Source organism: Hydrogenophaga soli (genome assembly GCF_054777695.1).
Map to the genome: position 1 here is coordinate 461,597 of NZ_BAAHAK010000001.1, position 25,789 is coordinate 487,385.

The following is a 25,789-nucleotide window of genomic DNA, read 5'->3' on the forward strand; positions in this document are numbered from 1 at the left end:
GTTGAAAAGGTGCTGTCATGAATCCAGGCGTTGTGTCGAGGCAAACGAGGGTGTCCCATGGCGTGTGGACGCCCGCCGTTGTGTTGATGCGCAATTTGAAGTTCAGGATGAAGGCGCTGGTCATCCTGCTGGCCTTTTTGCTTCCCATGCTGCTGATGCTGGGCTTCCTGTTGTGGGGGCAAGAGCGCAACGCCATGGCCGACCGACAGGCCACCTTGCGCCAGCACGTGGAAATGGCCCATGGGGTGCTGGCTTGGGCATACAGCCTGGAGTCCAGCGGCCAGATGGACCGGGCACAAGCGCAAACCCTGGCGAAGAGCGCCATCCAAACCTTGCGCTACGACGAAACTGGGTACTTCCTCATCAACGACATGCAGCTCGTGGTGGTCTTGAACCCCATGAACCCCAAGCTGGAGGGGAAGGACACGAGCACGCTGAAAGACCCCACGGGTTTCCTGATTGGCCAGGCGATGGCGAATGTGATCAAGCAGCATGGAGCGGGTTTTGTGCCCTACCTGTGGGCCAAGCCCGGCAGCGACCAACCGGTGGAAAAGCTGTCCTACGTGAAGGGTTTTGAACCCTGGGGCTGGATGGTGGGGTCGGGCATCTACATCGATGACCTGCGCGTGGCCCGCACCCAGCGCCTGGGCTGGTCGGCACTGGCCACCGTGGCGGGGTTGATGGTGTCGGTGTACTTCTTTGTGGGTTTCTACCGTGCCAACAAGGACGGCCTGGAGCTGGTCAGCGCCCACATGCGCGAGGTGGCCGAGGGCGACCTGCGTCACGAGCCGCCCGCCCCCCTGGGCTCGGATGAGTCGGCCCAGCTGGTGCGCGAAATGAAACGGCTCTACGAGTCCTTGCGGGGTCTGGTGGCCAAGGTCCAGCAGGGGGTGGGTGAGGTGAACACCGCCAGCCACAACATCGCCACGGCCAGCACCGACCTGTCGGCGCGCACCGAGTCGTCTGCCGCGGCCCTGGAGCAGCAATCCGCGGCCATAGAACAGATCGGCTCCATCATCAGCCAAACGGCACAACACTCCGAGGAGGCTGCCCGGTTTGCCCAGGACAACGAGCGCGTGGCCGAACAGGGCGGGCAGATGATTGCCGACGTGGTCAAGACCATGCAGGACATCCACGCCTCGTCGGCCAAGATCCACGACATCATCGGGGTGATCGACGGCATTGCCTTCCAGACCAACATCCTGGCCCTCAACGCCGCGGTGGAAGCCGCCCGGGCGGGCGAGCAGGGGCGGGGGTTTGCGGTGGTGGCGGGCGAGGTGAGGGCCTTGGCCCAACGCAGTGCCCAGGCCGCCCACGAGATCAAGGACCTGATCTCCACGAGCGTGGCGCAGATCGAACATGGCACCAAAGTCGTTCGCGGGGCGGGCGACACCATGCACAGCGTGGTGGACAACGCCCGCCAGATCAACACCTACCTGAGCGGCATTGCCGCCTCGGCCAAGGAGCAGGCGGTGGGGGTGCGCCAGGTGAGCGAATCCATCCAGAGCCTGGACCAGCACACCCAGCAGAATGCCGCCGTGGTGGAGCAGACCACGGCCTCCGCCTCGGACTTGAAGCAAGACGCCGAGTTGCTGCAGGAGGAAATTGCCCGCTTCCGGGTGGCGTGAGTCGGGCCTTCAGTTGCGCCTTCAGTCTCCCCAGCGCTGCGCCAGCACCGGGGCCAGGCCCTCGGTCACGCTCAGGGTGACGGTGAGGGTGAGCCACTCGGCCCGGGGTGCCTCATCAAACGCCCGCCAGGCCTCATTCCCTGGTGGCCAGGCCAGCGTTTGGGGGGCTTGGCCCTCCCATTGCAGCTGAACCCACAGGTCCCAGTCGCCGCCGTCGTCCAGCGGGGCGGCGGAGCCGCCCAGCCACCGGGGCAGGGCCTCCCACAGGGCTTGCAGTTCGGCCCGCAGGGCCTCGCGCTGCGGCGCACGCACGCTGGCCATGGCCTCCCAGGTGGTGTGGGTGTCGCCTTCGGGATGAGGGGTGAACTCTAAAAATTGTAGCTGCATGTGCTTGTATATAAAGCGGTTGAGGCCAAAAACATTTGAAATATTCTAGCCCTCAGGCTCCGCCATTCAGGCCCATGGTCAGGCCCCACACCCCCAACAGCTTCAGTCCGGTGAGCAACAGCAACGCCGCGCTGGCCCGCTCCAGCCAGGGCAGCCAGCGCCCCAGTTGCTGGCGCAACCGGGCGGCCATGTAGGCCACCCCCACGCCGTAGATGAGCGAGGGCACGGTGATGGCCCCCAGCCCAAAGCCCAGCCCCAACCCCATGCCGTCCAGCACGCTGGCGCTGGCCGCGGCGGAAAACAGCACCACGCCCAAGGGGGCGCAGGGGTTGAGCGTCATGCCCAGGCCCATCAGGAACAGCCCGCTCGGCAGCAGGCTGGCGGGGGTGGCCTGTGGCGTGGCCCGGGGCATCCAGCGGATGGGCTGCACCGCCGGGCGGGGGGCGGCGCAGGCCCCGCGCCCGGCACGCCGCCACAGCACCCAGCCCACCATGCTGAGGGCGCAGCCCAGGCTCAACTGGACCGAGGGGGCGTGCATCTGGTCGGCCACCTGCAGCCCGAACCAGCCCGACACCGCGCCCAGTGCCCCATAGGCACACAGCCGCCCCAGCGACAGGGGCAGCAGCACCCGCCAGCTCTGGCGCATGCCGCCGTCGCCCAGCCCCAGGAACACCGGGCCCAGGTAGGGCAGGCAGCTCAGCAGGCAGGGGCCCATGCCAAACACCAGCCCCAGGGCAAACGCCATGGGCAGGCCCACGATCATGGGCGGAAGGTCGGTGGGCATGGCGTTCAGCCTTGGGCGGGGTCGGCCAGGTACTCCTGCCGGGCCAGCAGGGCCGCCCCGTAGGCGGTGGTGGTTTGCGGGAATTGGGGCACGATGACCTCGCGCTCCAGCTCGTCGGCAATGGCCGCCACCAGCCCCTTGTTGAGGGCGGGGCCGCCGTCCATGTACACCTTGCCCTCCAGCCCCACGCGGCGCGCCAGCCGGGCGGTGCGTTTGGCAATGGAGTAGTGGATGCCGGCCACGATGTCGCTCTTGCCGTGGCCGCTGGCCAGCAGGCCGATGATTTCCGACTCGGCAAACACCGTGCAGGTGCTGTTGATGGACAGCGGCGCCCCGGTGCCCTGGAAGTGGCAGTCGCCCAGGTCCTCCAGGTCCAATTCCAGGTTGCGGGCGGCCACGTCCAGGAAGCGGCCCGTGCCCGCGGCGCACTTGTCGTTCATGGCGAAGTTGACGACGTGGCCGTGGTCGTCGATCTCGATGGCCTTGGAGTCCTGCCCGCCGATGTTGATGATGGTGCGTATGCCCCCATGCTGCTGCCCCACTGCATGCGCCCCGATGGCGTTGGCGGTGATCTCGCTGATGGAGTCGTCGGCCTCCTTGAACAGCTTGCGCCCGTAGCCCGTGGCCATGACGTAGCGGGTGTGTTCGCGGCGCACGCCCTGGCGGTCCAGCAACGCCTGCAGGGCGGCCAGGGCGTTCTTGTGGAACAGGCTGCCCGAGTCGGTCACGTGGTCGCCCACCAGCTGGCCCTGGCCGTCCACCAGGGCCACCTTGATGGCGGTCGAGCCGATGTCAATGCCGGCGAAGTAGGCGGGGGCGCTCATGCGGTCTCCTGTGCGGTGGCGGGGGCGGCTGGTGCCGGGGTGCTGGTGGTGGCGGTGGTTGCGCTTGTGGCGCTGGCGGCAGCGCGGGCCTGGCGCTTGCGGGCCTTGAGGGCTTCCAGAAACGCCTCGATGCGGGTGCTCAGCTGACCCTGGTCGTCGGGGCTGTAGTCGGTTTCCACGTAAATCATGGGAATGCCCGCCTGCTGCAGCGCCTGGGCCACGCTGCGTTGCTCCATTTCGTAGACCTGGCAGCCCGAAAACGCCTGGTACACCACGCCGTCCACCTGGAAGCTGCGGGCCAGTTCCAGCAGGCGGCGGATGCGGTCGTCGTTGCGGGTGAACACCGGGCAGGTGCAGGGCTTGAGGTACTTGTCGGCCAGGCTTTCGATCATGTGGCTGGTGAGCCACTCGTCCACCGCCGTCATGTCGTAGAGCATGCGGTTGGCCGAGCAGGTTTCGTCGGCCACCACCACGCCCCCGGCCTGCTCGATCAGCAGCGGCAGCTTGAGGTTGGGGAAGATGGGTGGCGAACCGGTGAACAGGATGCGCGGGGCCTTGCCCTGGGCCGCCTGGAAGCCCTCGGCCGCCCGCTGGGCCAGCTCGGCGTTGAGGGCCTCCACCGCCTCGGTCCAGCGCGTCACGTCGTCGAAGAAGTAGGCGTTGGTCACCAGGAACACGTCCTTGCCCAGCAGCAGCGCCGGGGCCTGGCGGCGAAAGGCGTGCAACTGCCGAAACGCCGCCTGCGCCCGGTGCGTGAGCGCCATGGCCGCTTTCAGCCGGGCGCGGGTGATCTTGCGTCCCGTGGTCTTTTCCAGCGCCACGGCCAGGCTTTTCACCGAGCGGCGCCAGAACTCGCGCGCGGCCTCGCTTTCCTTGGCGCGGGGCAGCTCCAGGTCCAGCACCGGGTAGCCCAGTTCGCGCATGAGCGAGGCGGCCTTGGTTTTCTGGTCGCAGCTGCTGGGGTTGACGATCAGGTCCAGCTTGCCCACGTCGGGCACGGCCTTGGGGGCCTGCAAGCGCCCCAGCGTGGCCTTGACCAGCGGGCAGGATTTGGCGGGCATGGCGTCACCGCCCGCCTGGTCGAACTGGTGGCTGCCGCTGCACAGGCGCACCGGGGTGGCCCCGGCGGCGTGGATCAGCTCCTCGGGCACGTGGATGCAGGTCACGCCCACCTTGGGGCCGGTGTGCGCCAGCGCTTCGCCCTGGATGAACACGCGGCGAAACAGGTCGTAGAAGTACTGCATGGCCCTCGGGTTGTCGAGGAAGTCGTCGGTGATGTGGTTGAGCGTGCGCTCGGCCTCACGCGCCAGCTTGCCGCGGTTGAACGGCATGGCCACCGGCTGGGCCGGGGGTGGGGCATCGCTCGGCTTGGCTTGGGGGGGAAGGGGGTGGTTCATGGGGTGTTCTCCGGGGCGTTGCCGGGGGGCAGGCCTTTGCGCATGCGGCGCACAAAGCCCTGCTCGGTGGATTCGAAAATGGTGATGCGGGCAAAGTCCAGCCGCAGCGCCCCGTTCTCGGGGCACGAGGCCACGCACTTGAGGCACAGCGTGCAGTCGTCCGTCATGATTTGCACGGTGGTCACGTCGTCGGCGATGGGGCGAATCTCCATGTCGCAGGCCGTGTAGCAGTCGCCACAGCGGGTGCACTTGCTGCCGTCCTTCTTGAGCTTGAGCAAGGCTGGTTTGGACACCAGGTGCTGCAAGGCCAGCATGGGGCAGAAGAAGCAGAAGAAGCGCTTCTTCACGAAGCTGCCCACCAGGAACAGCCCGGTGAACGCCATGCCCAGCGTGGTGAGCACGATGGCCCCGGGGCTGGAAAAGTCAATCTGCCACTGCGAGAAGTCGCCCGCGAACAGCGGCAGGATCATGCGGCCCGGGCAGACCTGGCAGAACGGTGCCCCCCAGTTGTGCGACAGCAGGCCGCCGCCAATGGCCAGCGGAATCAGCAGCGTCAAGGCCAGCAGCACGTACTTCACCCAGCTGAGGGTCTTGAACTGCTGCTCGCGGTAGCCGCTGGCGCGCCAGCCCAGCCGCTGGCGCAGCAGGGTGATCCAGTCCTGCAAGGTGCCCAGCGGGCAGATGAAGCCGCACCAGCCCTTGTTGAGCACCACAAACCACAGCACAAAGAACACAAACCCCGTGGCCAGGGACATGAAGGCCCAGCTCACCAGCACCGCCCACGGGCGGGAGAGCTGGTGCTGCAAGGGCAGCAGGTAACACACCCCGGCGCGGCCTTGCTGGTTGTAGCCGCAGTTGAAGGCGGGCAGGCTGTTGCCCAGGTCGATGGCGGCAAACCCGCCATAGACCAGCAGCACAAACGCCGCCAGTTGGAACCAGAACCGGAAGCGGTTGAAGTGGACGTGGTTGACGGCAGCGCGCAGCCGCGCCAGCCGTGTGGGGGCGGCGTCAGTCACGGAACACCTCCTCGCGGTAGGGCTTGAGCCGACGGCGGCGGTACAGGTAGATGGCCGAGCCGGTCAGCACCACCACGCCCAGGCTCACGCCCAGGCCCCAGGCGTAGGACTTGTAGTCACGCACCGAGGGGGCGTAGGCCTCGCTCAGCGAGGCCACGTAGCGCACCTGGGTGTAGGCCTGGCCCTCGTGCTGGCCCGCCTCGTCCAGCTGCCAGGTGGCGGTGGTCAGCAGCGGTTCGCGGTGAGCGCGGTCAAAGTCCAGCCAGTTGGCCGGGAAGTAGTCGCGGATCAGGGTGAAGCGGGCCTTGCCCTCGTCGTCGGTGGTCTGGCTGTTGCGCCAACCCTGGCCGGTGATGACCGTGACCTGCGCCCCCGCCAGCGGCTGGCCCTGGCGCAGCACCTGGTACACCAGGGCGTCGCCATAGGTGAGGCGGGTGTTCAGGCCCTCGTCGGGCACGGGCTCGCGGACGATCTCCAGCGGTAGGCGGTCGTCGGTGCGCCGCACGTGCGTCACCTGGTTGCCGCGCGTGCCGTGCCCCGCGGGGCGGGCCAGCACCGTCTTGGCCACCTGGACCAGGTGCACGCCCTGCGGTGTGGTGCTGCGGCGCACGTAGGCGGCGTTGTAGTGGCCCGGGGTGGGCGTTTCAAACGCCACGGCGTAGGGGGCCTGGGCGTCGTCGTTGGCCGTGGGTTGAACGGTGCTGGTTTGCAGGCCGGGGTCCAGCAGCAGCACGGGGCCGCTGGCCTGCACGGCGCTGCCTCGGGCGGGGCTGCTGCCTTGCTGCAGCCACAGGCGGCGCACGGGCGGTTTGCGGCCATCGCCCATGGCTTCCATCATGCTGCCGTGGCCGCTGCGCGAGGCCCCGTTGTGGGCTCCCGGGCGGCCGCGGGCGGGGGGCTGGTCGCTCAGCCACAACTCGTCGCTGCGGGTGCGCGGGGTGGGAGTTTGGGTGGGCCGGACAGGCTGGGCGGGCTGCGCCAGCGCCAGGCCATGCAGCAGCGCCAGCCCGCAGGCCAGGCCAAGGAGGGGGGTCATGTCAGGTGTCCTTCAGTTCGTAGACGATGGGGATGCGCAGCGTCATCCGGTCACCGGGGGGGGCGCTGGCCAGGGCCGCGTGGGCGGCGGTGCGCACCAGCTGCAGGGCGGCGGCGTCCAGCGCCGCAAAGCCCGAGCTGTCGGCCACGTTGCACTCCAGCAGGCTGCCGTCGGCGGCAAAGGCGGCCTGCACCACCACCGTGCCCTCCTGGCGCATGCGCCGCGCCGACAGCGGGTAGGTCTTGTGCTTGACCAGCCAGGTGTTGAGCAGCCCGCGCCAATCCACCTTGGGGGCGGCGGCAGCGGCAGGGCGTGGGGCTTCGGTTGCTTCTGAATTTGTAGCTGTTTGCGCTTTATTTGAAAGCGCAGAGGCCACTTTTTGTTCAGAATTTTCCGTGGCCACGCTGGCGCTGGCGAGCGGCGTGGATGGCGCGGCCTCGGTCCGGGGTGCGGGCTGCGCCGGTTGGGGCGTGGGTGCGGAGGGGGCGGAGGGTGTGGACAGGGCCTGGGGGCGGGGCCGTGGCGTGGGCTGGGCCTGCTGCACGGGCGGGCGTGGCGGCGGGGGGCTCGCGGTGGGCATCACGGGGACGGCGGGGGGCGCCACCCAGTGCATGGGCAGTTCCAGCGGGGTGTGCGCCGGGGGCGGCGTCCAGCCCTGGGCCATGCCCCAGGTGGCGGCGGCCACCAGCAGGCCGTGCACACCGCCCGAGGTGGCCCAGTCGCGCCAACCCAGCGCTGTCGCCGCTGCGCTGTGGGTGCGGTTGGAGGCGCGGTTGCAGGCGCGGGTGGGGTGGGTCAGCGTGCTCACAGCCGTTTCACTTCCAGGCTGACGTGGGGGAAGTGGAGCAGCTTGACCTGGTCCACCACCTTCACGAATTCGGCCAGCGCCGTGCGCCCGTCGGCCCGCACCACCACGGGGGTGGCCGTGGGGTGGGCTTGCAGGGCCTGGGCCAGGTCGGTCACCGGCTGGTCGTTCAGGTAGAGCACGTGGTGCTCGGTCAGCGTCAGCACCAGCGGGGCGGGGGTGGCGGGGGCCGCCGCGGCCGACTGGGCCAGGTCCACCGGGATGCGCCCGTTGACCACGAAGGTGGCCGTGGTCAGCACAATGGTCAGCAGCACCAGCATCACATCGACCAGGGGCACGATGTTGATGTCGTCCATCTCGTTCATGGCCGTGCTCCTTTCAGCCCCCGTGGGCCTCGTCGAAGTCGGCCAGACGTTCGGCCACATGGCGACGCAGCCAGTTGTTGAGCATGACGCAGGGGATGGCGGCACCAATGCCCGCCGCGGTGGCCTTGAGGGCCAGGGCCAGGCCGGTCATGATGGATTTCACGTCCATCTGCCCGGACACGCCCAGGGTGTGGAAGGTCATCATGATGCCCAGCACCGTGCCCAGCAGGCCGATGTAGGGCGCGTTGGCGGCCACGGTGCTGATGAGGTTGAGGCGCTGCGTCAGGTCGCGCTCCAGCCGGGCGCGGCTGGCGTAGGCCCCGGCGTCCACCGCGTTGAAAAAGCGCCAGCGCTCCAGCGCCACGGCCAGGGCGGCCACGCTGAGCAACAGCAGCACGCCAAACACGGCGTACTCCACCAGGGGTTTCAGGTCGGTCATGGGGTGGCCCTCGCTCAGAACTTGACGCTGATGCCGGCGCGCCAGACGCGGCCCGGATCGACGGTGATGGACAGGTCTTCGGCGTTGTACAGGCCGTCGTACTGCTTGCCGGTGGCGTAGCTTTGGGCGTCGTTGGTGCCGCGGGCAATGGTGTAGTAGCGGCGGTTGAACACGTTGTCCACCCGCACGAAGGCGGTGAGCTTGGCCCCCTTGCCCCACGAGACAGGCAGCTTGCGGCTGTAGTCCACGCCCAGGTTGAACAGGGTGCGGCCCTTCCAGCGTTCCTGGTTGATTTCGTCGGCCCACGAGCTGGCCTTGTGGTCCATTTCGGCGCTGAACTTCCAGTGCTCGTCGGGGTGCCAGGCGGTGCGCAGGTTGAGCACATGCGGGGGCGTGCGGGGCACCTTCTTGCCGGTGTTGTTGTAGGTCACCAGCCGGTAGCAACTGGCCCAGTTGGGGTTGGGGTTGCCTGCGGCGCAGGGGCTGCCGTAGGGGTTGCCGCGGGTCTGCACAAAACGGTCGTAGCGGGTGAAGAAGGAGTCCAGCCAGGTGTAGGCCAGGTCCCAGTCCCAGCTGGGGGTGAAGGACGACTTCAGCGCCAGTTCCACCCCGCGCGAGCGGGCCCCGCCAATGTTCTCGTAACGCGAGTTGACGTTGCCCAGGCTGCTGCCGTACTGGCCGTTGGTGTCCAGGATGAAGTCCTTGCGGTCGATCTGGAACAGCGTGACCTGCCACGACGCGTCACGCTCGGCCAGCTTGAAGGTCCGGCGCTGGCCCACTTCGAAATTGGTGGCCTGTTCGGGGCGCAGGTTGGGGTTGCTGTCCACGCGGCCGTTCAGGCCGTTGCTGCCGCGGTAGAGCTGGTCCACGGTGGGCACCCGAAAGCCGGTGGACACGTTGGCAAAGTAGGTGGTGTTCTCCACCCCGCTCCAGGCCACGCCCAGGCGGTAGCTGTTGGCGCTGAAGCGGCGCGGGGCGTAGTCCGTTTGGGCGGTGTTGGTGGTCACCGGGTTGTTGACGTAGTCCAGCCCCACGCGGTCGTGGCGGGCGTTGCCGGTGAGCTCCCAGTCCTTGGCGGGGGTCCACTTCACTTCGCCGTACAGCGCTTCCACGTTTTCGCGGGTCAGGTCGTCGGTGAACACCGTGCCCACCGGAATGACCTTGCGCGTGCGCAGGTCCTGCATGTAGGTGGTGAGGGCCGAGGTGTGGTTGCGGTACTCGTTGCGCTTGATTTCCCCGCCCAGCATGAAGGCAGTGGCCCCGGCGGTGGTGCGGTATTCGGACTTCAGGCCGCGCTGGGTCTGGTGGTAGTCGTTCAGCGTGGAATAGGCGTCGCTGGCCGTGACCGGGGCCCCGGTGGCCGAGTACTTCTGTGGCGACGACCAGAACCGCGTGTGGTCGGTGAACTGGTAGACGTTGGCCAGCAGGTTGGAGGTGTCGGTCAGGTCGTTGGAATAGGTCAGGTTCAGGCGCTCCAGGTCCACGTCGAAGTGGCGCGCAAAGTCGCGGCCCTCGGTGCCCTTGGGGTCCAGCCAGGCCTGGGTGTCGCCGGTGACGGTGCCGTGTTTGTCGCGAAAGCGCTGTTCCTTTTCAAAGCCGAAGGTCAGCACCGAGCGGTCGGAGGGCATCCACTGCACGTTGCCGGTGAGGGCCTCGGCCTTGTAGTTGGACTGGAAGTGCCAGTCGTCGGCCTGGCGGCGCGACAGTTGCAGGTGGGCCGACCAGCGGTCTCCCGCCGCGCCCAGGCGGGCCAGGTCGCGCTGGTAGCCGTAGGCTCCGCGGTCCATCTCCACCGCCATGCCCTTGTTGCCCGCGCCTTTTTTGGTGGTGATGATGATGGCGCCCGACAACGCATCTTCCCCGAACAGGTAGGACGCGCCACCCTTGATGACCTTGATGCTTTCGATGTTGTCCAGGTCGATGTTGACCTTGCCGGTGCGCTCGAACACCGGCACGCCGTCGATGACGATGGCCACGCCGGGCTTTTCGCCCATGTAACGCTGGTTGTCCACCCCGCGGAACTTGATCTTCAGCTCGTCGCCGCCCTGGGTGTCGGCGGTGATGCCGGGGATGGCCTTGAGCACGTCGATCAGGTTTTCGGCGTGCTGGGCCTCGATGTCCTTGCCCGAAATCACCGTGGTGCTGCTGGGCGAGCGCACGTCTTCACCAAAACGGTCGTCGATGGTGGAGCCGGTCACGGTGATCTGGTTCAGGGTCTGCACCGCCGGGCTGGCGGTGTGCTGGGCCCAGGCAGCGGGCAGGCAGGCGACGGACACGGCCGAGGCCACCAGGGTTCTTTTCGCGAGAAGGTTCACAGTCGTTTCCCAAGGATGTGGGGCGCAGACGCACCCGCCCCGCCGTGCGACCGGGGGCGCGGCAGGCAGACAGGCAGGCGTCAACGCCAGGGGGTGGAAGGACGTTCAGGCGCGGTCAGCGGCGGCCATGTCGATGAAGCCGATGACGCCTGATACGGTCAGGTCAGCAGGAACGGGGGAATGGAGGACCGGAAGGCCCGACGCAGCGCCGGGCAGCCGATCAGGCCGCGGCAGGAGGGGCGCGCAGCAGGGGCAGGAAACGTCTGCCCGCGGGGACAAAGGGCGGGTGGTACTCGGGGACGGCATGGGCCGTGGTGTCAGGGTCCAGCAGCAGGCCCGTGGCCGGGGCCGGGGGCAGGACAAACACCTTGTCGGTGCTCAGGTGGCACAGCGGGCAGTGGTCCAGCGACAGGGTGCCGCTGGCGGGCGGCGTGCCGGGTTCAGGGCTGGCCTCGGCCTCGGTCTGCACCCATTGCATGCCGGTGGCGGTACACACCTCCACCCAGCCGTTGCCGGGCGGTGCGGCCAGCGCACGCGACACGGTGGGCACCATCGCAGCCAGCACCAGGACGATGCTGCTGAAAAGTGCCATCCACCGGGGGCGGGAACGCAGGCTGTCCAGGCTCATGGGGAAGGGATTCTAGGTGGGGGTATCGGTTTTCCCTTGGCTCCATGCGCCCGATTGCTTGACGTGCATCAAGCAAGCTGAAGATGCCGGGACCTCAGCACTCCACGATGTTCACGGCCAGCCCGCCGCGCGAGGTTTCCTTGTACTTCACCTTCATGTCGGCCCCGGTTTCGCGCATGGTCTTGATGACCTTGTCCAGGCTCACATGGTGGGTGCCGTCGCCGCGCAGCGCCATGCGTGCAGCGTTGATGGCCTTGACCGAGGCAATGGCGTTGCGCTCGATGCAGGGGATTTGCACCAGCCCGCCCACGGGGTCGCAGGTCAGGCCCAGGTGGTGCTCCATGCCGATTTCGGCGGCGTTTTCCACCTGTTCGGGGGTGCCGCCCAGCACCGCACACAGCGCACCCGCCGCCATGGAGCAGGCCACGCCCACCTCGCCCTGGCAGCCCACCTCGGCCCCGCTGATGCTGGCGTTTTCCTTGTACAAAATGCCGATGGCGGCGGCGGTGAGCAGAAAGTCCACCACCCCGGCGTCGGTGGCCCCGGGCACAAAGCGGCTGTAGTAGTGCAGCACCGCGGGCACGATGCCCGCGGCCCCGTTGGTGGGCGCGGTGACCACGCGGCTCCCGGCGGCGTTTTCCTCGTTCACGGCCAGGGCGTACAGGTTGACCCAGTCCAGCACCTGCAGCGGGTCCATCAGCGCCTTTTCGGGGTGGCTGGTCAGGTCGCGGTGCAGCAGCGGGGCGCGCCGCTGCACCTTGAAGCCCCCGGGCAGCGTGCCGGGGGTGGCGCAACCGCGTTGCACGCAGGCCTGCATCACGTCCCAGATGCGCATCAGCCCCGCGTGCACCTCGGCGTCGGTGCGCCAGTGCCGCTCGTTCACCCGCATCACCCCGGCAATGCTCAGGCCGTGTTCGCGGCAGCGTTGCAGCAACTCGTCGCCGGTGCGAAAGGGGATGGGCAGCTGGGTGGCGTCGGGCGCAATCACCTTCTGCTTGGCCCCGTCGGCGGCCACTTCTTCGGTGACCACAAAACCCCCACCCACCGAGTAGTAGGTGCGTTCGGACAGCAGGTTGTCCTCGGCATCCCAGGCGGCCAGGCGCATGCCGTTGGCGTGGAAGGCCAGCGGCGCACGCATGAACAGCAGGTCGTCCACCTCGTGCCAGGCCACGGTGTGTCGCCCCAGCAGGTTCAGTTGCTGCTGGGCACGGATCTGGGCCAGCAGCGGCGCAATGTCCTCGATGGGCACGGTTTCGGGGTCGTGTCCGCACAGGCCCAGCATCACCGCCGTGTGGCTGCCGTGGCCCTTGCCCGTGGCCCCCAGCGAGCCATGCAACCAGCACCTCACCCGGGCCACCCGGGGCAGCAGCCCGGCGCTGTCCAGCCCCTGGGCAAACAGGCGGGCCGCCCGCATGGGGCCCACGGTGTGGGAACTGCTGGGGCCGATGCCGATTTTGAACAGGTCGAACGCCGAAATGGCCATGGGGGTGTCTCCGTTTGAGGTGTAAAGGGTTGCAGCAACAGGGTCAGTGGGCCGCTTGCAGCGCCATGCCCACCGGGGCCGTGCGGGCCTGCCAGTCGGCCACATGCCCGGCCAGTTGGTGGGCGGTGATGGCCGACAGCGTCCAGCCCAGGTGGCCGTGCCCCGTGTTGTAGAACACATTGGGGCATTTGCCAGTGCCCACGCGCGGCAGCATGTCGGGCATCATGGGGCGCAGACCGGCCCAGGGCTCCACACGGCGGGTGCTCACACCGGGGAAGCACTGGTTCACCCAGTCCACCAGCGGGCGGATGCGGTCGGCGCGGATGTCCAGGTTGTGGCCGTTGAATTCAGCCGTGCCCGCCACGCGGAAGCGGTCTTGCCCCAAGCGGCTGGTCACGAGTTTGGTGGCGTCGTCCAGCAGGCTGACCTGCGGGGCGGCTTGCTGGCTGGCCTGGTCGGCCAGGTCCACGGTGATGGAATAGCCCTTGACCGGGTAGACGTTGAGCCGGTCGCCCAACTGGGCCGCCAGCGCCCGGCTGCGCACCCCGGCGCAGACCACCAGGCCGTCGAACGTGCGCACCTCGGTGGCGGCGTGTTCGTCCGCGCTGGCATGGCGCAGCCGCACGCTGGCCGTCTGACCGTTGGCGCGCACGTCCAGCACCTCGCAGCCCGTCAGCACCTCCACGCCGTGGCGGGGCAGGGCCAGGCTCAGGCCGTGGGTGTATTTGTGGATGTCGCCGGTGCTGTCGCTCTCGGTGTAGTAGCCGCCAAAGTAGGTCCCGGCCAGCGTGGGCTCGATGGCCCGCATTTCCTCGGGCGTGACGGCGCGGCGCGGCAGGCCGCCCGCGGCCAGCAGCTCGGACACGCGCCCGGCGTGCTCGAAGTCGGCCTTGGTGCGGTAGATGTGCAGGATGCCCTGGCGGCGGTGGTCGAAGTCAATGCCCTCATCGGCTGCCCACTGGAACAGGTGTTCCCGCGCGGCAATGGCCAGTTGGGCGGTGAACACCGTGTTGTGGCGGTACTTGGGGATGGCGGCCATGAACTCGGCAAACCAGCTCAGCTTGTGCCAGGTGGGGGTGGGGTTGACCAGCAGCGGGGCGTCGGGGGTGAACATCCACTTCAGGCCCTTGACCAGGGTGCTGGGGTGGGTCCACACCTCGGCGTTCGAGGCCGACAGCTGCCCGCCATTGGCATGGCTGGTTTCCATGCCGGCGTAGCGGTGGCGCTCGATCAGGGTGACGCGGTGGCCTTGGCGGGCCAGGGCATAGGCGGTGGTCACGCCGGTGATGCCGCCGCCAATGACGGCCAAATGGGCATGCTGACGGGATGCAGGGGAGGAAGACATGGCCTTTTTTCTCTCGTGATGACAACGGTCCGCAAACAAGAAAGACGTTCTCCCCACCCTGTGCGGGAAGAACGACCCCCTCTGTTTGAAACCTGAGAGATTCGCCGCCCGTCGGGTGACGGGCTGCTTGCTCCTGCGGTGGACTGCATGAACCCGATGCAGCCGCTCTTCAGAGTTGTGTGCCGGGTGGTGAGCCCGGCGGGCCACGCATCGGTCCTGGGTGCCTGAGAGTTTCCGGGGCGGTTGCTCCTTCGGCGCTGAGGCCCCGGGTGGGGCCCCAGTCTCTCCCGATGCGGGAAAAGTCCATCCGTCGCGTTCAGGCGACGCGTTCGCACTCCTCACGCAAATCGGCCAGGAAGGCGTCCACGGCGACCTCGGTGGTGTCCCAGGCGCACATCAGGCGGCAGCCGCCTCCGGCGATGAACTGGTAGAACTTCCAGCCCTTGGCGTACAGCGCCTGCACCGCCGCCGGGGGCATGTGCATGAACACCGAGTTGGCTTGCGGTGCATGCGCCGCCTTCACCCCGGGCACGCCCTGGATGCCCTGGTACAGCCGCTGCGCCATGGTGTTGGCGTGGCCGGCGTTGTTCAGCCAAACGTTGTTTTCCAGCAGGCCCAGCCAGGGGGCGGAGATGAAGCGCATCTTGGAGGCCAGCTGCCCGGCCTGCTTGACGCGGTAGGCAAAGTCTTCCGACAGGTCGCGGTCGAAAAACACCACCGCCTCACCAATGGGCAGGCCGTTCTTGGTGCCGCCGAAACACAACACGTCCACCCCGGCACGCCAGGTGATTTCGCTGGGGTGGCAGCCCAGCGTGGCCACGGCGTTGGCAAACCGGGCACCGTCCATGTGCAGCTTGAGCTTGCGGCGCTTGGCAATGGCGCTGATGGCCCGCACCTCTTCCACCGTGTACACCGTGCCCAGCTCGGTGGCCTGCGTGATGCTGACCACCTTGGGCTTGGGGTAGTGGATGTCGCTGCGCTTGGTCACCAGCTGTTCGATGGCGTCGGGCGTGAGCTTGCCCAGCTTGCCCGCGGGGCTGTCGCCCTCGGTGATGAGCAGCTTGGAGCCGTTGGAGAAGAACTCGGGTCCGCCGCATTCGTCGGTCTCGATGTGCGCCACCGGCGTGCAGATGACCGAGTGGTAGCTCTGGCACATGGACGCCAGCGCCAGCGAGTTGGCCGCCGTGCCGTTGAACACGAAGTACACGTCGCAATCGGTCTGGAACAGGTCGCGGATGCGGTCGCTGGCCCGCTGGGTCCACACGTCATCGCCGTAGGCCGGTTGGTGGCCGTTGGCGTTGGCTTGCGTCAACCAGTGCATGGCCTCAGCACACATGCCAGCGTAGTTGTCGCTGGCAAATTGCTGAGCGTGTTCGGGTGGCGCGGTGTGGGCAGTGGGCATGTTCACTCCTCACCCACGGGCACGCAGCTGCAGAACAGGTTGCGGTCGCCGTAGACGTTGTCCACCCGGCCCACGGGCGGCCAGTATTTCACCGCTTTCAGGCTGGCCAGGGGGAATGCCCCCAGTTCGCGCGGGTAGGGGCGGTTCCACTCGGCCTCCAGCAGGCTGGCGGCGGTGTGCGGGGCGTTCTTGAGCGGGTTGTTGTCCTGCGGCCACTCACCGGCCTCGACGCGGCGCACTTCTTCGCGGATGGCGATCATGGCGTCAATGAAACGGTCCAGCTCGGCCAGGGTTTCGCTCTCGGTGGGCTCCACCATCAGGGTGTTGGCCACGGGGAAGCTCAGCGTGGGGGCGTGGAAGCCGTAGTCCATCAGGCGCTTGGCCACGTCTTCGGCCATGACGCCGCTGGTTTCCTTCAGGCCGCGCAGGTCCAGGATGCACTCGTGCGCCACATGGCCGTTGGCCGATGCGTACAGCGTGGGGTAGTGCGGGGCCAGGCGCTTGCTGATGTAGTTGGCGCTGAGGATGGCGGTTTCGGTGGCGTGCTTCAGGCCATCGGCTCCCATCATGCGGATGTACATCCAGCTGATGGGCAGCACCGCGGCGTTGCCGTAAGGGGCGGCTGAAATGGCGCTGACTGCCGTGGCCGCAGGCGTGGCTCCCACGCTGGCACCCACCGCCGCAGCGGCCTGGTGGCCGGGCAGGTAGGGGACCAAGTCGGCCACCACACACACGGGGCCCACACCGGGACCGCCACCGCCGTGGGGGATGCAGAAGGTCTTGTGCAGGTTGAGGTGGCTCACGTCGCCGCCGAACTGGCCGGGGGCGGCCACGCCCACCAGGGCGTTCATGTTGGCGCCGTCCACGTACACGCGGCCCCCGTGGCTGTGCACCAGGGCGCACAGTTCGGTCACTTGCGTCTCGAACACACCGTGGGTGCTGGGGTAGGTGATCATCACCGCGGCCAGGTTGGCGCTGTGCTTCTCGCAGGCGGCCTTCAGGTCGGCCAGGTCCACGTTGCCCTGGTCGTCGCACTTGGTGACGACCACGGTCATGCCGGCCATCTGGGCGCTGGCGGGGTTGGTGCCGTGGGCGCTGCTGGGAATCAGGCAGATGTTGCGGTGGCCGTCGCCCCGCGCTTCGTGGTAGGCCTTGATGACCAGCAGACCGGCGTATTCACCCTGGCTGCCCGCATTGGGCTGCAGGCTGATGCCTGCATAACCTGTGGCCTGGCACAGCCAGGCGCGCAGCTGCTCGTCCAGCAGGCGGTAGCCTTCCAGCTGGTCGGCGGGGGCAAAGGGGTGGGGCTGCGCAAACTCGGGCCAGGTGATGGGGATCATCTCGGCCGTGGCGTTGAGCTTCATGGTGCAGCTGCCCAGCGGGATCATGCTGCGGTCCAGTGCCAGGTCCTTGTCGGACAGCAGGCGCAGGTAGCGCAGCATGCCGGTTTCCGAGTGGTAGCTGTTGAACACCGGGTGCGTCAGGTAGGCGCTGGTGCGGCGCAGCGACTCGGGCACCAGGGGCGTGGCCGTGGCTTCCAGGGCCTGCACCGTGGGCAGTGCCGCGCCGGGGGCGGCAAACAGAGTCCACAGGCCGGTCAGGTCGTCGCGGGTGGTGGTTTCGTCCAGGCTGATGCCCACAAAACCCGCGCGGCCACCGGTGAAGCGGCGCAGGTTGATGCCCGCGGCCACGGCCTTGGCGTGGACGGCCTGGGCGGCTTCGGCGCTGCCCAGATCCAGCGTGAGGGTGTCGAAGGCGGTGCCGTGCAGCAGCTTGACGCCCAGTTGCTTCAGGCCCGCGGCCAGGATGGCGGTGTAGCGTTCCACGCGCTGGGCGATGCGCTTCAGGCCCTCGGGGCCGTGGTACACGGCGTACATGCTGGCCACCACGGCGGGCAGCACCTGGGCGGTGCAGATGTTGCTGGTGGCTTTTTCGCGGCGGATGTGCTGCTCGCGGGTTTGCAGGGCCAGGCGGTAGGCGGGGTTGCCGTGGGCGTCCACGCTCACGCCCACCAGACGGCCGGGCATGGAGCGTTTGTGCTCGTCGCGGCAGGCCATGTAGGCCGCGTGCGGGCCACCGGCACCCATGGGCATGCCAAAGCGCTGGGTGGTGCCGATGGCGATGTCGGCCCCCATTTCGCCCGGGGCTTTCAGCACGGTGAGGGCCAGCAGGTCGGCGGCCAGGATGAGGGCGGCCTTCTTGCTGTGGATGAGGTCGGCGCTCAGTTGCCAGTCGGCCAGCCAGCCGCTGGAGCCGGGGTACTGGTTGAGGGCGGCAAAGTAGTCGTCCTGCGCGATGGCGGCTTGCCATTCATCGGCCGAGCGCACCACCTGGACGGTGATGCCCAGCGGCTTGGCGCGGGTCTGGATGACTTCAATGGTCTGCGGATGGCAGTCGCCGCTGACGATGAACACGTCGCCCTTGGCCTTGACCGAGCGCTTGGCCAGCGTCATGGCTTCGGCGGCGGCGGTGGCTTCGTCCAGCATGGAGGCGTTGGCAATGTCCATGCCGGTCAGGTCGGCCACCATGGTCTGGAAGTTGACCAGGGCTTCCATGCGGCCTTGCGAAATTTCGGCCTGGTAGGGCGTGTAGGCGGTGTACCAGGCGGGGTTTTCCAGCACGTTGCGCAGGATCACGCCCGGGGTGTGGGTGCCGTGGTAGCCCTGCCCGATGTAGCTCTTGAACAGTTTGTTGTGGGCCGCAATGGCTTTCAGCTCGGCCAGCGCCGCCGCCTCGGTGAGGGGGGCGGGCAGGTCCATGCCCGCGCTGCGGGCGATGCTGCGGGGCACGATGCCGTCGATCAGGTCACGGCGCGAGGCTTCGCCGATGACGGCCAGCATCTGCTGTTCGTCGGCTTCGCTCACACCGATGTGACGGGCAATGAATTCGCTGGTGTTTTCCAGGGCGGCCAGGGACTGTTGGGGCGTGGTCATGGGGCAGGGTCTCGGTCGGGCCGCGAGATCAGGCGGCCAGCTTGGCGTAGGCGGTTTCGTCGAGCAGGGCGTCGAGTTCGGCGGGGGTGCTGAGCTTGACCTTGAAGAACCAGCCAGCGCCCAGCGGGTCGCTGTTGGCCAGCGAGGGGTCGTCGCGCAGGGCTTCGTTCACTTCGGTGATGGTGCCGCTGACGGGCATGTAGACATCAGCCGCGGCCTTGACGGACTCGACCACACCGGCCACGTCCTTCTGGGCCAGGTCCTTGCCCACTTCGGGCAGATCGACAAACACCACGTCGCCCAGCGCGTCTTGCGCGTGGTGGGTGATGCCCACGGTGGCGACGTCGCCATCCACCAGGATCCATTCGTGGTCGGGGGTGTACTTGATAGACATGATTTACTCCTGAAAAGATAGCTGCTTGCGCTTTCAAATAAAGCGCTGGATGCCAAAAAAGTTTAAGAAATCAACCCCGGTGGTAGCGGTTGGGCACGAAGGGGGTGGCCACCACTTCCATGGGCACGGGCTTGCCGCGGACCACGGCGGTCACCCGGCTGCCGATGGTCGCATGTTCCGGTGTCACGTAGCCGATGGCGATGGGCTGGTTGATGGTGGGGCCCAACAGGCCGCTGGTCACTTCACCGATGTGCTGGCCCTGGGCGTCGGTCAACTCGGTGTGTTCGCGCACCGGCACGCGGTCCAGGGCCTTGAGGCCCACGCGCTTCTTGGTGACGGGCACGGTGCCATCCAGCTGACCCAGCACGGTGGCGGCACCGGGGAAACCGCCAGCCCGGGCACCGCCGCTGCGGCGCACCTTTTGCATGGCCCAGTTCAGGCTGGCTTCCACGGGTGTGGTGGTCACGTCGATGTCGTTGCCGTACAGGCACAGCCCGGCTTCCAGGCGCAGCGAGTTGCGGGCTCCCAGGCCGATGGGCTTGACCTCGGCTTGGGCCAGCAGGGCGCGGGCCAGGGCTTCGGCGGCGGTGTTGGGCACCGAAATCTCAAAACCGTCTTCGCCGGTGTAGCCGCTGCGGGTGATGAACAGGTTCACCCCGTTCCACTGGAAGTTGCCGCCGGTCATGAACACCAGGGCCTCGACGCCGGGCACCAGGCGGGCCAGCGCGGTCACGGCTTGCGGGCCTTGCAGGGCCAGCAGGGCACGCTCGGGCAGGGGCGTGACCTGGCAGCGGCCACCCCATCCCTGGACTTGGGCCTGGATGTGGGCGATGTCGCCCACCTTGCAAGCGCCGTTGACCACGACAAAGATGGAATCCGCGGCTTCGCGGAAGAACATCAGGTCGTCGATGATGGTGCCTTCGTCGGTCAGCAGCAGGCCGTAGCGCTGCTTGCCCACGGGCAGGTCGATCACGTCCACGGGCATCAGGCTTTCGAACGCAGCGGCGGCGTCGGCGCCCACCAGGCGCAACTGGCCCATGTGCGACACGTCGAACAACCCGGCGGCATTGCGTGTGTGTTGGTGTTCGGCCATCAGGCCAGCGGGGTATTGCACGGGCATGCTGTACCCGGCAAAGGGCACCATGCGGGCACCCAGTTCCAGGTGCAGGGCGTGCAAGGGGGTGGTCAGCAGATCGTCGAGGTGTTCGGACATGGCAGAGGCCGCAAAGGCTGTGGGGGCAGAGGGTTCCGGCCCGGCCCTGGTGGGGGCTCGGTCCGGGACGTGGTTCACGGGGATCCGTGCACTGCCCCTCTGTCCGCTTTACCTGAGAGATTCACCCGGGCGATGCCGGGCTTGCTCCTTCGGTGGGCTGCATCGGGTGCAGCCTCTCTCCAGGGGGAACACTGGTTCGGGTGGTGGCCCTTGCCGGTGGTTGCCAGTCCTTTTGCCTGAGCGTTCAGGGCCACCGGGGTTTCCGGATGGCCTCCTGCGCCTTCGGCGAACCCGCTGCATTCGATGGTGAACGGCGGGTTTCTCTCCTGACGGGGGTGGATTCTAACTACACCACGGCGCTCAGGGTTGTGCCGGTGGTGGCGTTGTTGGCAGAAGGGGACACGGACGAGGCCGCGGCCAGGTTCACCGCAGCCTGCACGCGCTGGTAGGCCTGGGTGGCCGACTTGGCCGCCGCCGACGAGGTGTAGCCGCTGGCTTGCGCCAGGATGTCCTGGCCCACACGCTGCACCGTGGAAGGGGTTTGGCCGTTGGACTGGGGTCGGTTGGGGTCTGTGGCCGTGTCAGCCGCTTCGGGCGCTGGAATCGTTTGGCGCGAGGGGGTTTTGTCTGCCCGCTGCTGGGCCTGGACGGCGTCCTGCCGGGAGGTTTGGGACTGTCGGTTCAGGTCTTCCGAGCGGGCGGTGGCCTGGCTGGCCTCGTCCTGGGCCTGGCGGCTGAGTTCCTGCAGGCGGTCGGCCCGGGAGCGTGCCGCCTGGGCGTCACGCTGGGCTTGCAGTTGCTGTGACGACAGCACCGACAGTGACATGGATGAACCGATCATGGCAATCCCCGCAAGCTGCCGAACACGGTGTCGGCATCCAGCGGGTTATAGCGCAATCGGCGTCGGACGTCACCTTGGGGGCGGGGTGTGCCCCCACCCGGTCACATGCCGGCGTAGGTGGGGCCGCCACCGCCTTCGGGGGTGACCCAGACGATGTTCTGCGTGGGGTCCTTGATGTCGCAGGTCTTGCAGTGCACGCAGTTCTGCGCGTTGATCACCAGCTGGTCGGCCCCGTCCTTGTTGACGAACTCGTACACCCCGGCCGGGCAGTAGCGGCTTTCGGGGCCCGCGAACTTGGCCAGGTTGACCTTGACGGGCACGCTGGCGTCTTTGAGCGTGAGGTGGGCGGGCTGCTGCTCTTCGTGGTTGGTGTTGCTGATGAACACGCTGGAGAGCCGGTCGAAGCTGATCACCCCGTCGGGTTTGGGGTAGCTGATCTGCGGCATTTCCGCGGCCGGGCGCAGGTACAGGTGGTCGGGCTGGTCGCGGTGCAGGGTCCACGGCGGGGTGTCTATGCCCAGCTTGGGCATGAGCCACTGTTCGATGCCGGTCATCAACTTGCCCACGGTGGGGCCCTTCTTGAACCAGTTCTTGAAGTTGCGCGTCTGTTGCAGCTCTTGGTTCAGCCAGCTTTGTTCAAATGCGGCGGGGTAGGCGCTCAGCTCGTCGTGCTGGCGGCCTGCCACGACCGCGTCGTAGGCGGCTTCGGCGGCCAGCATGCCGCTCTTGATGGCCGCGTGGCTGCCCTTGATGCGAGCGGCGTTCAAGAAGCCCGCGTCACAGCCGATGAGCGCACCGCCCGGGAACACCAGCTTCGGTAACGCCTGGGGCGTGCCGTTGTTGATGGCCCGTGCGCCGTAGGACAGGCGCTTGCCGCCCTCCAGGTGGGCCTTGATGGCCGGGTGCGTCTTCCAGCGCTGCATCTCCTCGAAGGGGCTCATCCAGGGGTTCTGGTAGTCCAGACCCACCACAAAGCCCAGCGTGACCTTGTTGTCTTCCAGGTGGTACAGGAAGCCGCCACCAAAGGTGTGGTCGTCCAGGGGCCAACCGGCGGTGTGCACCACCAGGCCGGGCTTGGCCTTGTCGGCGGGGATTTCCCACAGTTCCTTGATGCCGATGGCATAGCCTTGCGGGTCCTTGCCCTGGTCCAGCTTGTACTTGGCGATCACCTGCTTGCCCAGGTGGCCACGCGCCCCTTCGGCAAAAACGGTGTACTTGGCATGCAGTTCCATGCCGATCTGGAAGCTGTCCATGGGCACGCCGTCCTTGCCCACGCCCATGTTGCCGGTGGCCACGCCCTTGACGGAACCGTCGTCGTTGTAGAGCACTTCAGCGGCGGCAAAACCGGGGAAAATCTCCACGCCCAGGGCTTCGGCCTGCTCGGCCAGCCACTTGGTGAGGAAGCCCAGACGCACCACGTAGCAGCCGTGGTTGTGGAAGTTGCGCGGCAGCAGCCAGTCGGGCGTGCGGGTGGAGCCGGTTTCCGAGAGGAAGAGCACGTCGTCGCCCGTCACTTCCTGGTGCAGCGGAGCGCCCATCTCTTTCCAGTTGGGGAAGAGTTCGTTCAGCGCAATCGGGTCCATCACCGCGCCCGACAGGATGTGGGCGCCGGGTTCACCGCCTTTTTCGAGGACGACCACCGAGAGGTCGGTGCCTTTTTCGGCGGCCAGCTGCTTCAGGCGGATGGCAGTGGACAGCCCGCCCGGGCCACCGCCGACCACGACCACGTCGTATTCCATGGCCTCGCGGGGGCCGTATTGCGCCAGGATCTCTTCAGGGGTCATGATGGGCTCGCTCAGATGGTTCTGGTGGGGGAGTGTGCGTTGCGCAGCCAAGGGCCGCTGACGCCAGTGCGATGGATTTTAGTGGTGGTTCGCGTGTAATAGCACGACCGTTCGTTTTTTTGGAGTGCTCTTTCTTCCCGTCGAAAGCGCCAACACCCTGCCGCGTGACCGTGGCAGGGTGTTGGATTGTCAAAGAAAATCAGTTCTATCGCTTTTGGATAAAGCGTAATCAGCTATTGTTTTTGATGAAACTCACGGCGGAACCGATGGCCTCACGCTGCGTGGGTGCTGGGTGTTTTCGTTTCTCGCATCGAGTCTGGAATGTTGATGACCACTTCTTTGGTTCCAGGGGTCGAAGCATCGCCGGGGCGAGGGGGCGTGGACAGTGGCACTTCAAAGCGTGTGGGTAAGGCGCCCAGCGCTTCGCGCACGTCTTTTGCAAACTTCAGCGTGTTGCCAATGGCGTCTTGCGCCAGCAACTCGTTGGCCCCATGGCTGGCATTGGTGGCGGCACGGTTTGACAGGTACTCTTCCACGCCACCCTCAACGCCGCGCTTCATTTGCCACATGAGGCCCGGGTCAGCCGCTGCTTCGCGTCGGTTGTCCTTTACCGCAATGGCGGTGTGTTGGCTCGTGGCGCCAACATAAGCCATGAAGCCAGAGACCGCCGGAACGGTAAGCGCCTGGTGGAGGGGGGCGTTTTTGACACCCCCTGTGGCCGCTGATGTCATTCGGCCAACGACCGAAGATGCGGCACTGCCAAACACCCCCAAATGGAACATTTGCCCAACCCGTTGACCGGTCTGGGCCGAAAACTCCAGCATCGTGTATTTGGCCTTGACGTCGGCCCAGAGTTGTGGCGACAGCACGGCCTTGTCGGACGCCACCAGAAGCGATTCGGCCAGACCGCCTGGGGTCAAGTCGGTCAGTTTGCCGCTTTTGAGCGTCTCTGCATCATTTTTCAGTGCTTGCAATGCAACTTGGTCTTTGGCGATGTCTGCAGCAGAGCGCGTAGGCGCATTGGATCCGTTGAGCAGTGTTTCCAGCCCATCGACTTGCCGCTTGATTTCGTCAGACACATGCTTGACCAGTGACTGTGCCGGGGTGCTGATGAAGCCGCGCAGTTTGGTGGCATCGATGTCTGATGCCTCGATGGGTTGACCTTTTTGGAGTTTGTCGTTGCCCTGTGCGGTGAAGAAATCGCCGTACATGAGGTTGAGCTTGTTGTTGTATTCCTGCTTGTTGCGCTCGTCGAAGGCTGCGGCCACATGCTGCCCAGCCGTCAGCACCATGGAGGCGACCGTTTGCACCGTGGGGGACACCAGTGCATTCGTGGTGATTTTGGCCAAAAGGCCGGTGTAGCCCGCCACCGGGGCGCGCAAGGTGCGGGGAATGGCTTGTTGCGCATTGGCTTGCCACTGGAGTTCGTGGTGGCCTTGCGTCATCATGAAATCGCGCTGTGTGCTGTACAGCTTTGTTTCGGCACCGATCAGCTGTTCCACTTGTTCGCGCAGTTTTTGCAGCGCAGCGGGCTCCAGGCTCTTGAGCTTTGACTCCAGGTGTGTGTCCGGTGTGATCCCAATCTCGTTCATCGTCAAATGAACGGCATCGTGGGCGCTGGCAAGCTCCTTGACGTCGTTTTCCAGCTTCTTCGCCAAATCGGGGAGGCGGTGCTTGGCATTGATGTTTGCCTTGTCGGGAACGATGACCGGACCGCCATGTTCGCGGATGGATTCACACAGTTTGACCACTGCGGTTTGCTGAAACGCGTTCATGGGGGCACCGACGGCGGCCCCTGCCATGCTCAACCCTGCAGCAGCCCAGGGGCCTTTTTCGGCACCCAGAAAAGGCGAAGCAATGAACAAGATGGCGTTGTTGACGAAAGAGCCCGTGGGGTATGGCAGGCCCGATCGAAAAGCCGCACTTCGCAAGGCTTGAACGTCGGCTTCATTCATGCCTTGTGCTGCATACCATGCAGCCACTTTCTCGTCGGTGACGCCTTTCATCAGGTCGGCATTGGTGGTCGGGCGGTTGATGACCTTGCCGGGGGCTGCTCGCCTGAGCTCATTGACCAGGGTGGCCGCAGATGCCGCATCAATCGTGCGGTTCACCGCAGCTTCGATGGCCGCTTGCAACCGTTCCATGACTGCGGCTGCAGGTCGTTGGGGGCCACTGGCTTGCTGTACTGATTCGAGACTTGTTTGTGGCGACCCCGTGCTGTGGAGGCTCCCTGTCTCAATGTCACCGGCGCTGGTCAGGGTGGTGCGACCTGACCTACCCAGCAAATCTGCCAAGCTGGTGGCGGCGGTGCTCACGGCAGCGAGTGTCGCGGTGGCGATGCGTCTGGATGCACCCATGTCGTCAGGCGCGCGGTGGCTGCGGTCCGGCAAATCCAAGTGCTCGCCCGGCAAACGGGCTGTGAACCTTGCCAGCGATGAATCACTGCGCTCCACATTGCTGGGGAGCAATGGCGATGGGCTGGAAGTGACGTGGCTAGACGCCGTTGATATGTCCACGGTGGTATCTCCCTGTCTATGTGTATTTGTTGCTCAAGTGTGTCGATGACCGGTGAATGCGTACCCGCAAAACCGAAGTGAAGGCGCTTGACGCGAATGTGGAGGCGAGGCGCTATGCGTCTTAGTCACCCCTGAAGAACCCCGAGAACCCGCATGAGTGCTGGTTTTGCGGGTGATTCTGTGGTGGCAGAACTCCCAGTTTGATTTCCAATAGGCACTGCTTTCTGGGAGTTCTGCCGTGCTGTTTGCCTGCC

At 66.7% G+C, this 25,789-nt stretch carries 21 protein-coding genes and 4 riboswitches; of the genes, 1 reads left to right on the forward strand and 20 read right to left on the reverse strand.

Features of this window, described 5'->3' with window-relative positions; genetic code table 11:
• Window positions 1–107 precede the first annotated feature (107 nt).
• Window positions 108–1,628: a methyl-accepting chemotaxis protein gene (locus tag ACYVB7_RS02110; RefSeq protein ID WP_460504897.1), complete on the forward strand. Its 1,521-nt coding sequence runs from the start codon at window positions 108–110 to the stop codon at window positions 1,626–1,628.
• A 21-nt stretch (window positions 1,629–1,649) separates the two neighbouring features.
• On the opposite strand, the gene ACYVB7_RS02115 is transcribed toward ACYVB7_RS02110, so the two are convergent.
• The 20 genes from ACYVB7_RS02115 to ACYVB7_RS02210 form a co-directional block, all read right to left on the reverse strand.
• Window positions 1,650–2,015, reverse strand: a complete 366-nt coding sequence (locus ACYVB7_RS02115; protein ID WP_460504898.1) for a hypothetical protein — start codon at window positions 2,013–2,015, stop codon at window positions 1,650–1,652.
• A gap of 52 nt (window positions 2,016–2,067) precedes the next feature.
• Window positions 2,068–2,799 (reverse strand): urease accessory protein UreH domain-containing protein, encoded by a 732-nt coding sequence (locus ACYVB7_RS02120; RefSeq protein WP_460504899.1) that lies wholly within the window; start codon window positions 2,797–2,799, stop codon window positions 2,068–2,070.
• Window positions 2,800–2,804: 5 nt separating this feature from the next.
• On the reverse strand, window positions 2,805–3,623 hold the full coding sequence (locus ACYVB7_RS02125) for an acyl-CoA dehydratase activase (RefSeq protein WP_460504900.1): 819 nt from the start codon (window positions 3,621–3,623) through the stop codon (window positions 2,805–2,807).
• Entirely contained in the window at window positions 3,620–5,020 is a 1,401-nt protein-coding gene (locus tag ACYVB7_RS02130) for a double-cubane-cluster-containing anaerobic reductase (RefSeq protein ID WP_460504901.1), read from the reverse strand. Before ACYVB7_RS02130 ends, ACYVB7_RS02125 begins: the two co-directional genes overlap by 4 nt.
• Window positions 5,017–6,036 (reverse strand): 4Fe-4S binding protein, encoded by a 1,020-nt coding sequence (locus tag ACYVB7_RS02135; protein WP_460504902.1) that lies wholly within the window; start codon window positions 6,034–6,036, stop codon window positions 5,017–5,019. The genes ACYVB7_RS02130 and ACYVB7_RS02135 overlap by 4 nt, the downstream gene beginning before the upstream one ends.
• Window positions 6,029–7,072, reverse strand: coding sequence for a hypothetical protein (locus ACYVB7_RS02140; protein ID WP_460504903.1), 1,044 nt, complete (start codon window positions 7,070–7,072; stop codon window positions 6,029–6,031). Before ACYVB7_RS02140 ends, ACYVB7_RS02135 begins: the two co-directional genes overlap by 8 nt.
• 1 nt (window position 7,073) lies before the next feature.
• Window positions 7,074–7,880 (reverse strand): energy transducer TonB, encoded by an 807-nt coding sequence (locus ACYVB7_RS02145; RefSeq protein ID WP_460504904.1) that lies wholly within the window; start codon window positions 7,878–7,880, stop codon window positions 7,074–7,076.
• Entirely contained in the window at window positions 7,877–8,242 is a 366-nt protein-coding gene (locus tag ACYVB7_RS02150; RefSeq protein ID WP_460504905.1) for an ExbD/TolR family protein, read from the reverse strand. The genes ACYVB7_RS02145 and ACYVB7_RS02150 overlap by 4 nt, the downstream gene beginning before the upstream one ends.
• Before the next feature lie 13 nt (window positions 8,243–8,255).
• Window positions 8,256–8,681, reverse strand: coding sequence for a MotA/TolQ/ExbB proton channel family protein (exbB, locus tag ACYVB7_RS02155; protein ID WP_460504906.1), 426 nt, complete (start codon window positions 8,679–8,681; stop codon window positions 8,256–8,258).
• A gap of 14 nt (window positions 8,682–8,695) precedes the next feature.
• Window positions 8,696–10,957, reverse strand: coding sequence for a TonB-dependent receptor (locus ACYVB7_RS02160; protein ID WP_460504907.1), 2,262 nt, complete (start codon window positions 10,955–10,957; stop codon window positions 8,696–8,698).
• A gap of 259 nt (window positions 10,958–11,216) precedes the next feature.
• On the reverse strand, window positions 11,217–11,624 hold the full coding sequence (locus tag ACYVB7_RS02165) for a DUF2946 family protein (RefSeq protein WP_460504908.1): 408 nt from the start codon (window positions 11,622–11,624) through the stop codon (window positions 11,217–11,219).
• A gap of 94 nt (window positions 11,625–11,718) precedes the next feature.
• On the reverse strand, window positions 11,719–13,107 hold the full coding sequence (locus ACYVB7_RS02170; RefSeq protein WP_460504909.1) for an L-serine ammonia-lyase: 1,389 nt from the start codon (window positions 13,105–13,107) through the stop codon (window positions 11,719–11,721).
• Window positions 13,108–13,150: 43 nt separating this feature from the next.
• Window positions 13,151–14,452 carry a D-amino acid dehydrogenase gene (locus ACYVB7_RS02175; RefSeq protein ID WP_460504910.1) on the reverse strand — a complete coding sequence of 434 codons (1,302 nt, stop codon included), beginning with the start codon at window positions 14,450–14,452 and terminating at the stop codon, window positions 13,151–13,153.
• A gap of 71 nt (window positions 14,453–14,523) precedes the next feature.
• Window positions 14,524–14,635, reverse strand: a riboswitch (glycine riboswitch).
• Between the two features lie 18 nt (window positions 14,636–14,653).
• A riboswitch (glycine riboswitch) is annotated at window positions 14,654–14,752 on the reverse strand.
• 16 nt (window positions 14,753–14,768) lie between these two features.
• Window positions 14,769–15,854 (reverse strand): threonine aldolase family protein, encoded by a 1,086-nt coding sequence (locus tag ACYVB7_RS02180; protein WP_460504911.1) that lies wholly within the window; start codon window positions 15,852–15,854, stop codon window positions 14,769–14,771.
• 2 nt (window positions 15,855–15,856) lie between these two features.
• Window positions 15,857–18,787, reverse strand: coding sequence for an aminomethyl-transferring glycine dehydrogenase (gene gcvP, locus ACYVB7_RS02185; RefSeq protein WP_460504912.1), 2,931 nt, complete (start codon window positions 18,785–18,787; stop codon window positions 15,857–15,859).
• Window positions 18,788–18,815: 28 nt separating this feature from the next.
• Window positions 18,816–19,181, reverse strand: coding sequence for a glycine cleavage system protein H (gene gcvH / locus ACYVB7_RS02190; protein WP_460504913.1), 366 nt, complete (start codon window positions 19,179–19,181; stop codon window positions 18,816–18,818).
• A gap of 70 nt (window positions 19,182–19,251) precedes the next feature.
• Window positions 19,252–20,394 carry an aminomethyltransferase family protein gene (gene gcvT / locus ACYVB7_RS02195; protein WP_460504914.1) on the reverse strand — a complete coding sequence of 381 codons (1,143 nt, stop codon included), beginning with the start codon at window positions 20,392–20,394 and terminating at the stop codon, window positions 19,252–19,254.
• An 89-nt stretch (window positions 20,395–20,483) separates the two neighbouring features.
• Window positions 20,484–20,587: riboswitch (glycine riboswitch) on the reverse strand.
• Between the two features lie 21 nt (window positions 20,588–20,608).
• Window positions 20,609–20,733, reverse strand: a riboswitch (glycine riboswitch).
• A gap of 7 nt (window positions 20,734–20,740) precedes the next feature.
• Window positions 20,741–21,235 (reverse strand): hypothetical protein, encoded by a 495-nt coding sequence (locus tag ACYVB7_RS02200; RefSeq protein WP_460504915.1) that lies wholly within the window; start codon window positions 21,233–21,235, stop codon window positions 20,741–20,743.
• A 101-nt stretch (window positions 21,236–21,336) separates the two neighbouring features.
• Window positions 21,337–23,019 carry an electron transfer flavoprotein-ubiquinone oxidoreductase gene (locus tag ACYVB7_RS02205; RefSeq protein WP_460504916.1) on the reverse strand — a complete coding sequence of 561 codons (1,683 nt, stop codon included), beginning with the start codon at window positions 23,017–23,019 and terminating at the stop codon, window positions 21,337–21,339.
• Window positions 23,020–23,291: 272 nt separating this feature from the next.
• Window positions 23,292–25,334, reverse strand: coding sequence for a type III secretion system effector protein (locus tag ACYVB7_RS02210; RefSeq protein ID WP_460504917.1), 2,043 nt, complete (start codon window positions 25,332–25,334; stop codon window positions 23,292–23,294).
• Between the last annotated feature and the right edge of the window lie 455 nt (window positions 25,335–25,789).

Coding starts and splice junctions, on each gene's coding strand:
- ACYVB7_RS02140 (WP_460504903.1), bottom strand. CDS start 7,072: ATGACCCCCCTCCTTGGCCTGGCCTGCGGGCTGGCGCTGCTGCATGGC.
- ACYVB7_RS02125 (WP_460504900.1), bottom strand. CDS start 3,623: ATGAGCGCCCCCGCCTACTTCGCCGGCATTGACATCGGCTCGACCGCC.
- ACYVB7_RS02170 (WP_460504909.1), bottom strand. CDS start 13,107: ATGGCCATTTCGGCGTTCGACCTGTTCAAAATCGGCATCGGCCCCAGC.
- ACYVB7_RS02130 (WP_460504901.1), bottom strand. CDS start 5,020: ATGAACCACCCCCTTCCCCCCCAAGCCAAGCCGAGCGATGCCCCACCC.
- exbB (WP_460504906.1), bottom strand. CDS start 8,681: ATGACCGACCTGAAACCCCTGGTGGAGTACGCCGTGTTTGGCGTGCTG.
- gcvH (WP_460504913.1), bottom strand. CDS start 19,181: ATGTCTATCAAGTACACCCCCGACCACGAATGGATCCTGGTGGATGGC.
- gcvT (WP_460504914.1), bottom strand. CDS start 20,394: ATGTCCGAACACCTCGACGATCTGCTGACCACCCCCTTGCACGCCCTG.
- ACYVB7_RS02150 (WP_460504905.1), bottom strand. CDS start 8,242: ATGAACGAGATGGACGACATCAACATCGTGCCCCTGGTCGATGTGATG.
- ACYVB7_RS02200 (WP_460504915.1), bottom strand. CDS start 21,235: ATGATCGGTTCATCCATGTCACTGTCGGTGCTGTCGTCACAGCAACTG.
- gcvP (WP_460504912.1), bottom strand. CDS start 18,787: ATGACCACGCCCCAACAGTCCCTGGCCGCCCTGGAAAACACCAGCGAA.
- ACYVB7_RS02180 (WP_460504911.1), bottom strand. CDS start 15,854: ATGCCCACTGCCCACACCGCGCCACCCGAACACGCTCAGCAATTTGCC.
- ACYVB7_RS02115 (WP_460504898.1), bottom strand. CDS start 2,015: ATGCAGCTACAATTTTTAGAGTTCACCCCTCATCCCGAAGGCGACACC.
- ACYVB7_RS02175 (WP_460504910.1), bottom strand. CDS start 14,452: ATGTCTTCCTCCCCTGCATCCCGTCAGCATGCCCATTTGGCCGTCATT.
- ACYVB7_RS02110 (WP_460504897.1), top strand. CDS start 108: ATGAAGGCGCTGGTCATCCTGCTGGCCTTTTTGCTTCCCATGCTGCTG.
- ACYVB7_RS02205 (WP_460504916.1), bottom strand. CDS start 23,019: ATGACCCCTGAAGAGATCCTGGCGCAATACGGCCCCCGCGAGGCCATG.
- ACYVB7_RS02165 (WP_460504908.1), bottom strand. CDS start 11,624: ATGAGCCTGGACAGCCTGCGTTCCCGCCCCCGGTGGATGGCACTTTTC.
- ACYVB7_RS02120 (WP_460504899.1), bottom strand. CDS start 2,799: ATGCCCACCGACCTTCCGCCCATGATCGTGGGCCTGCCCATGGCGTTT.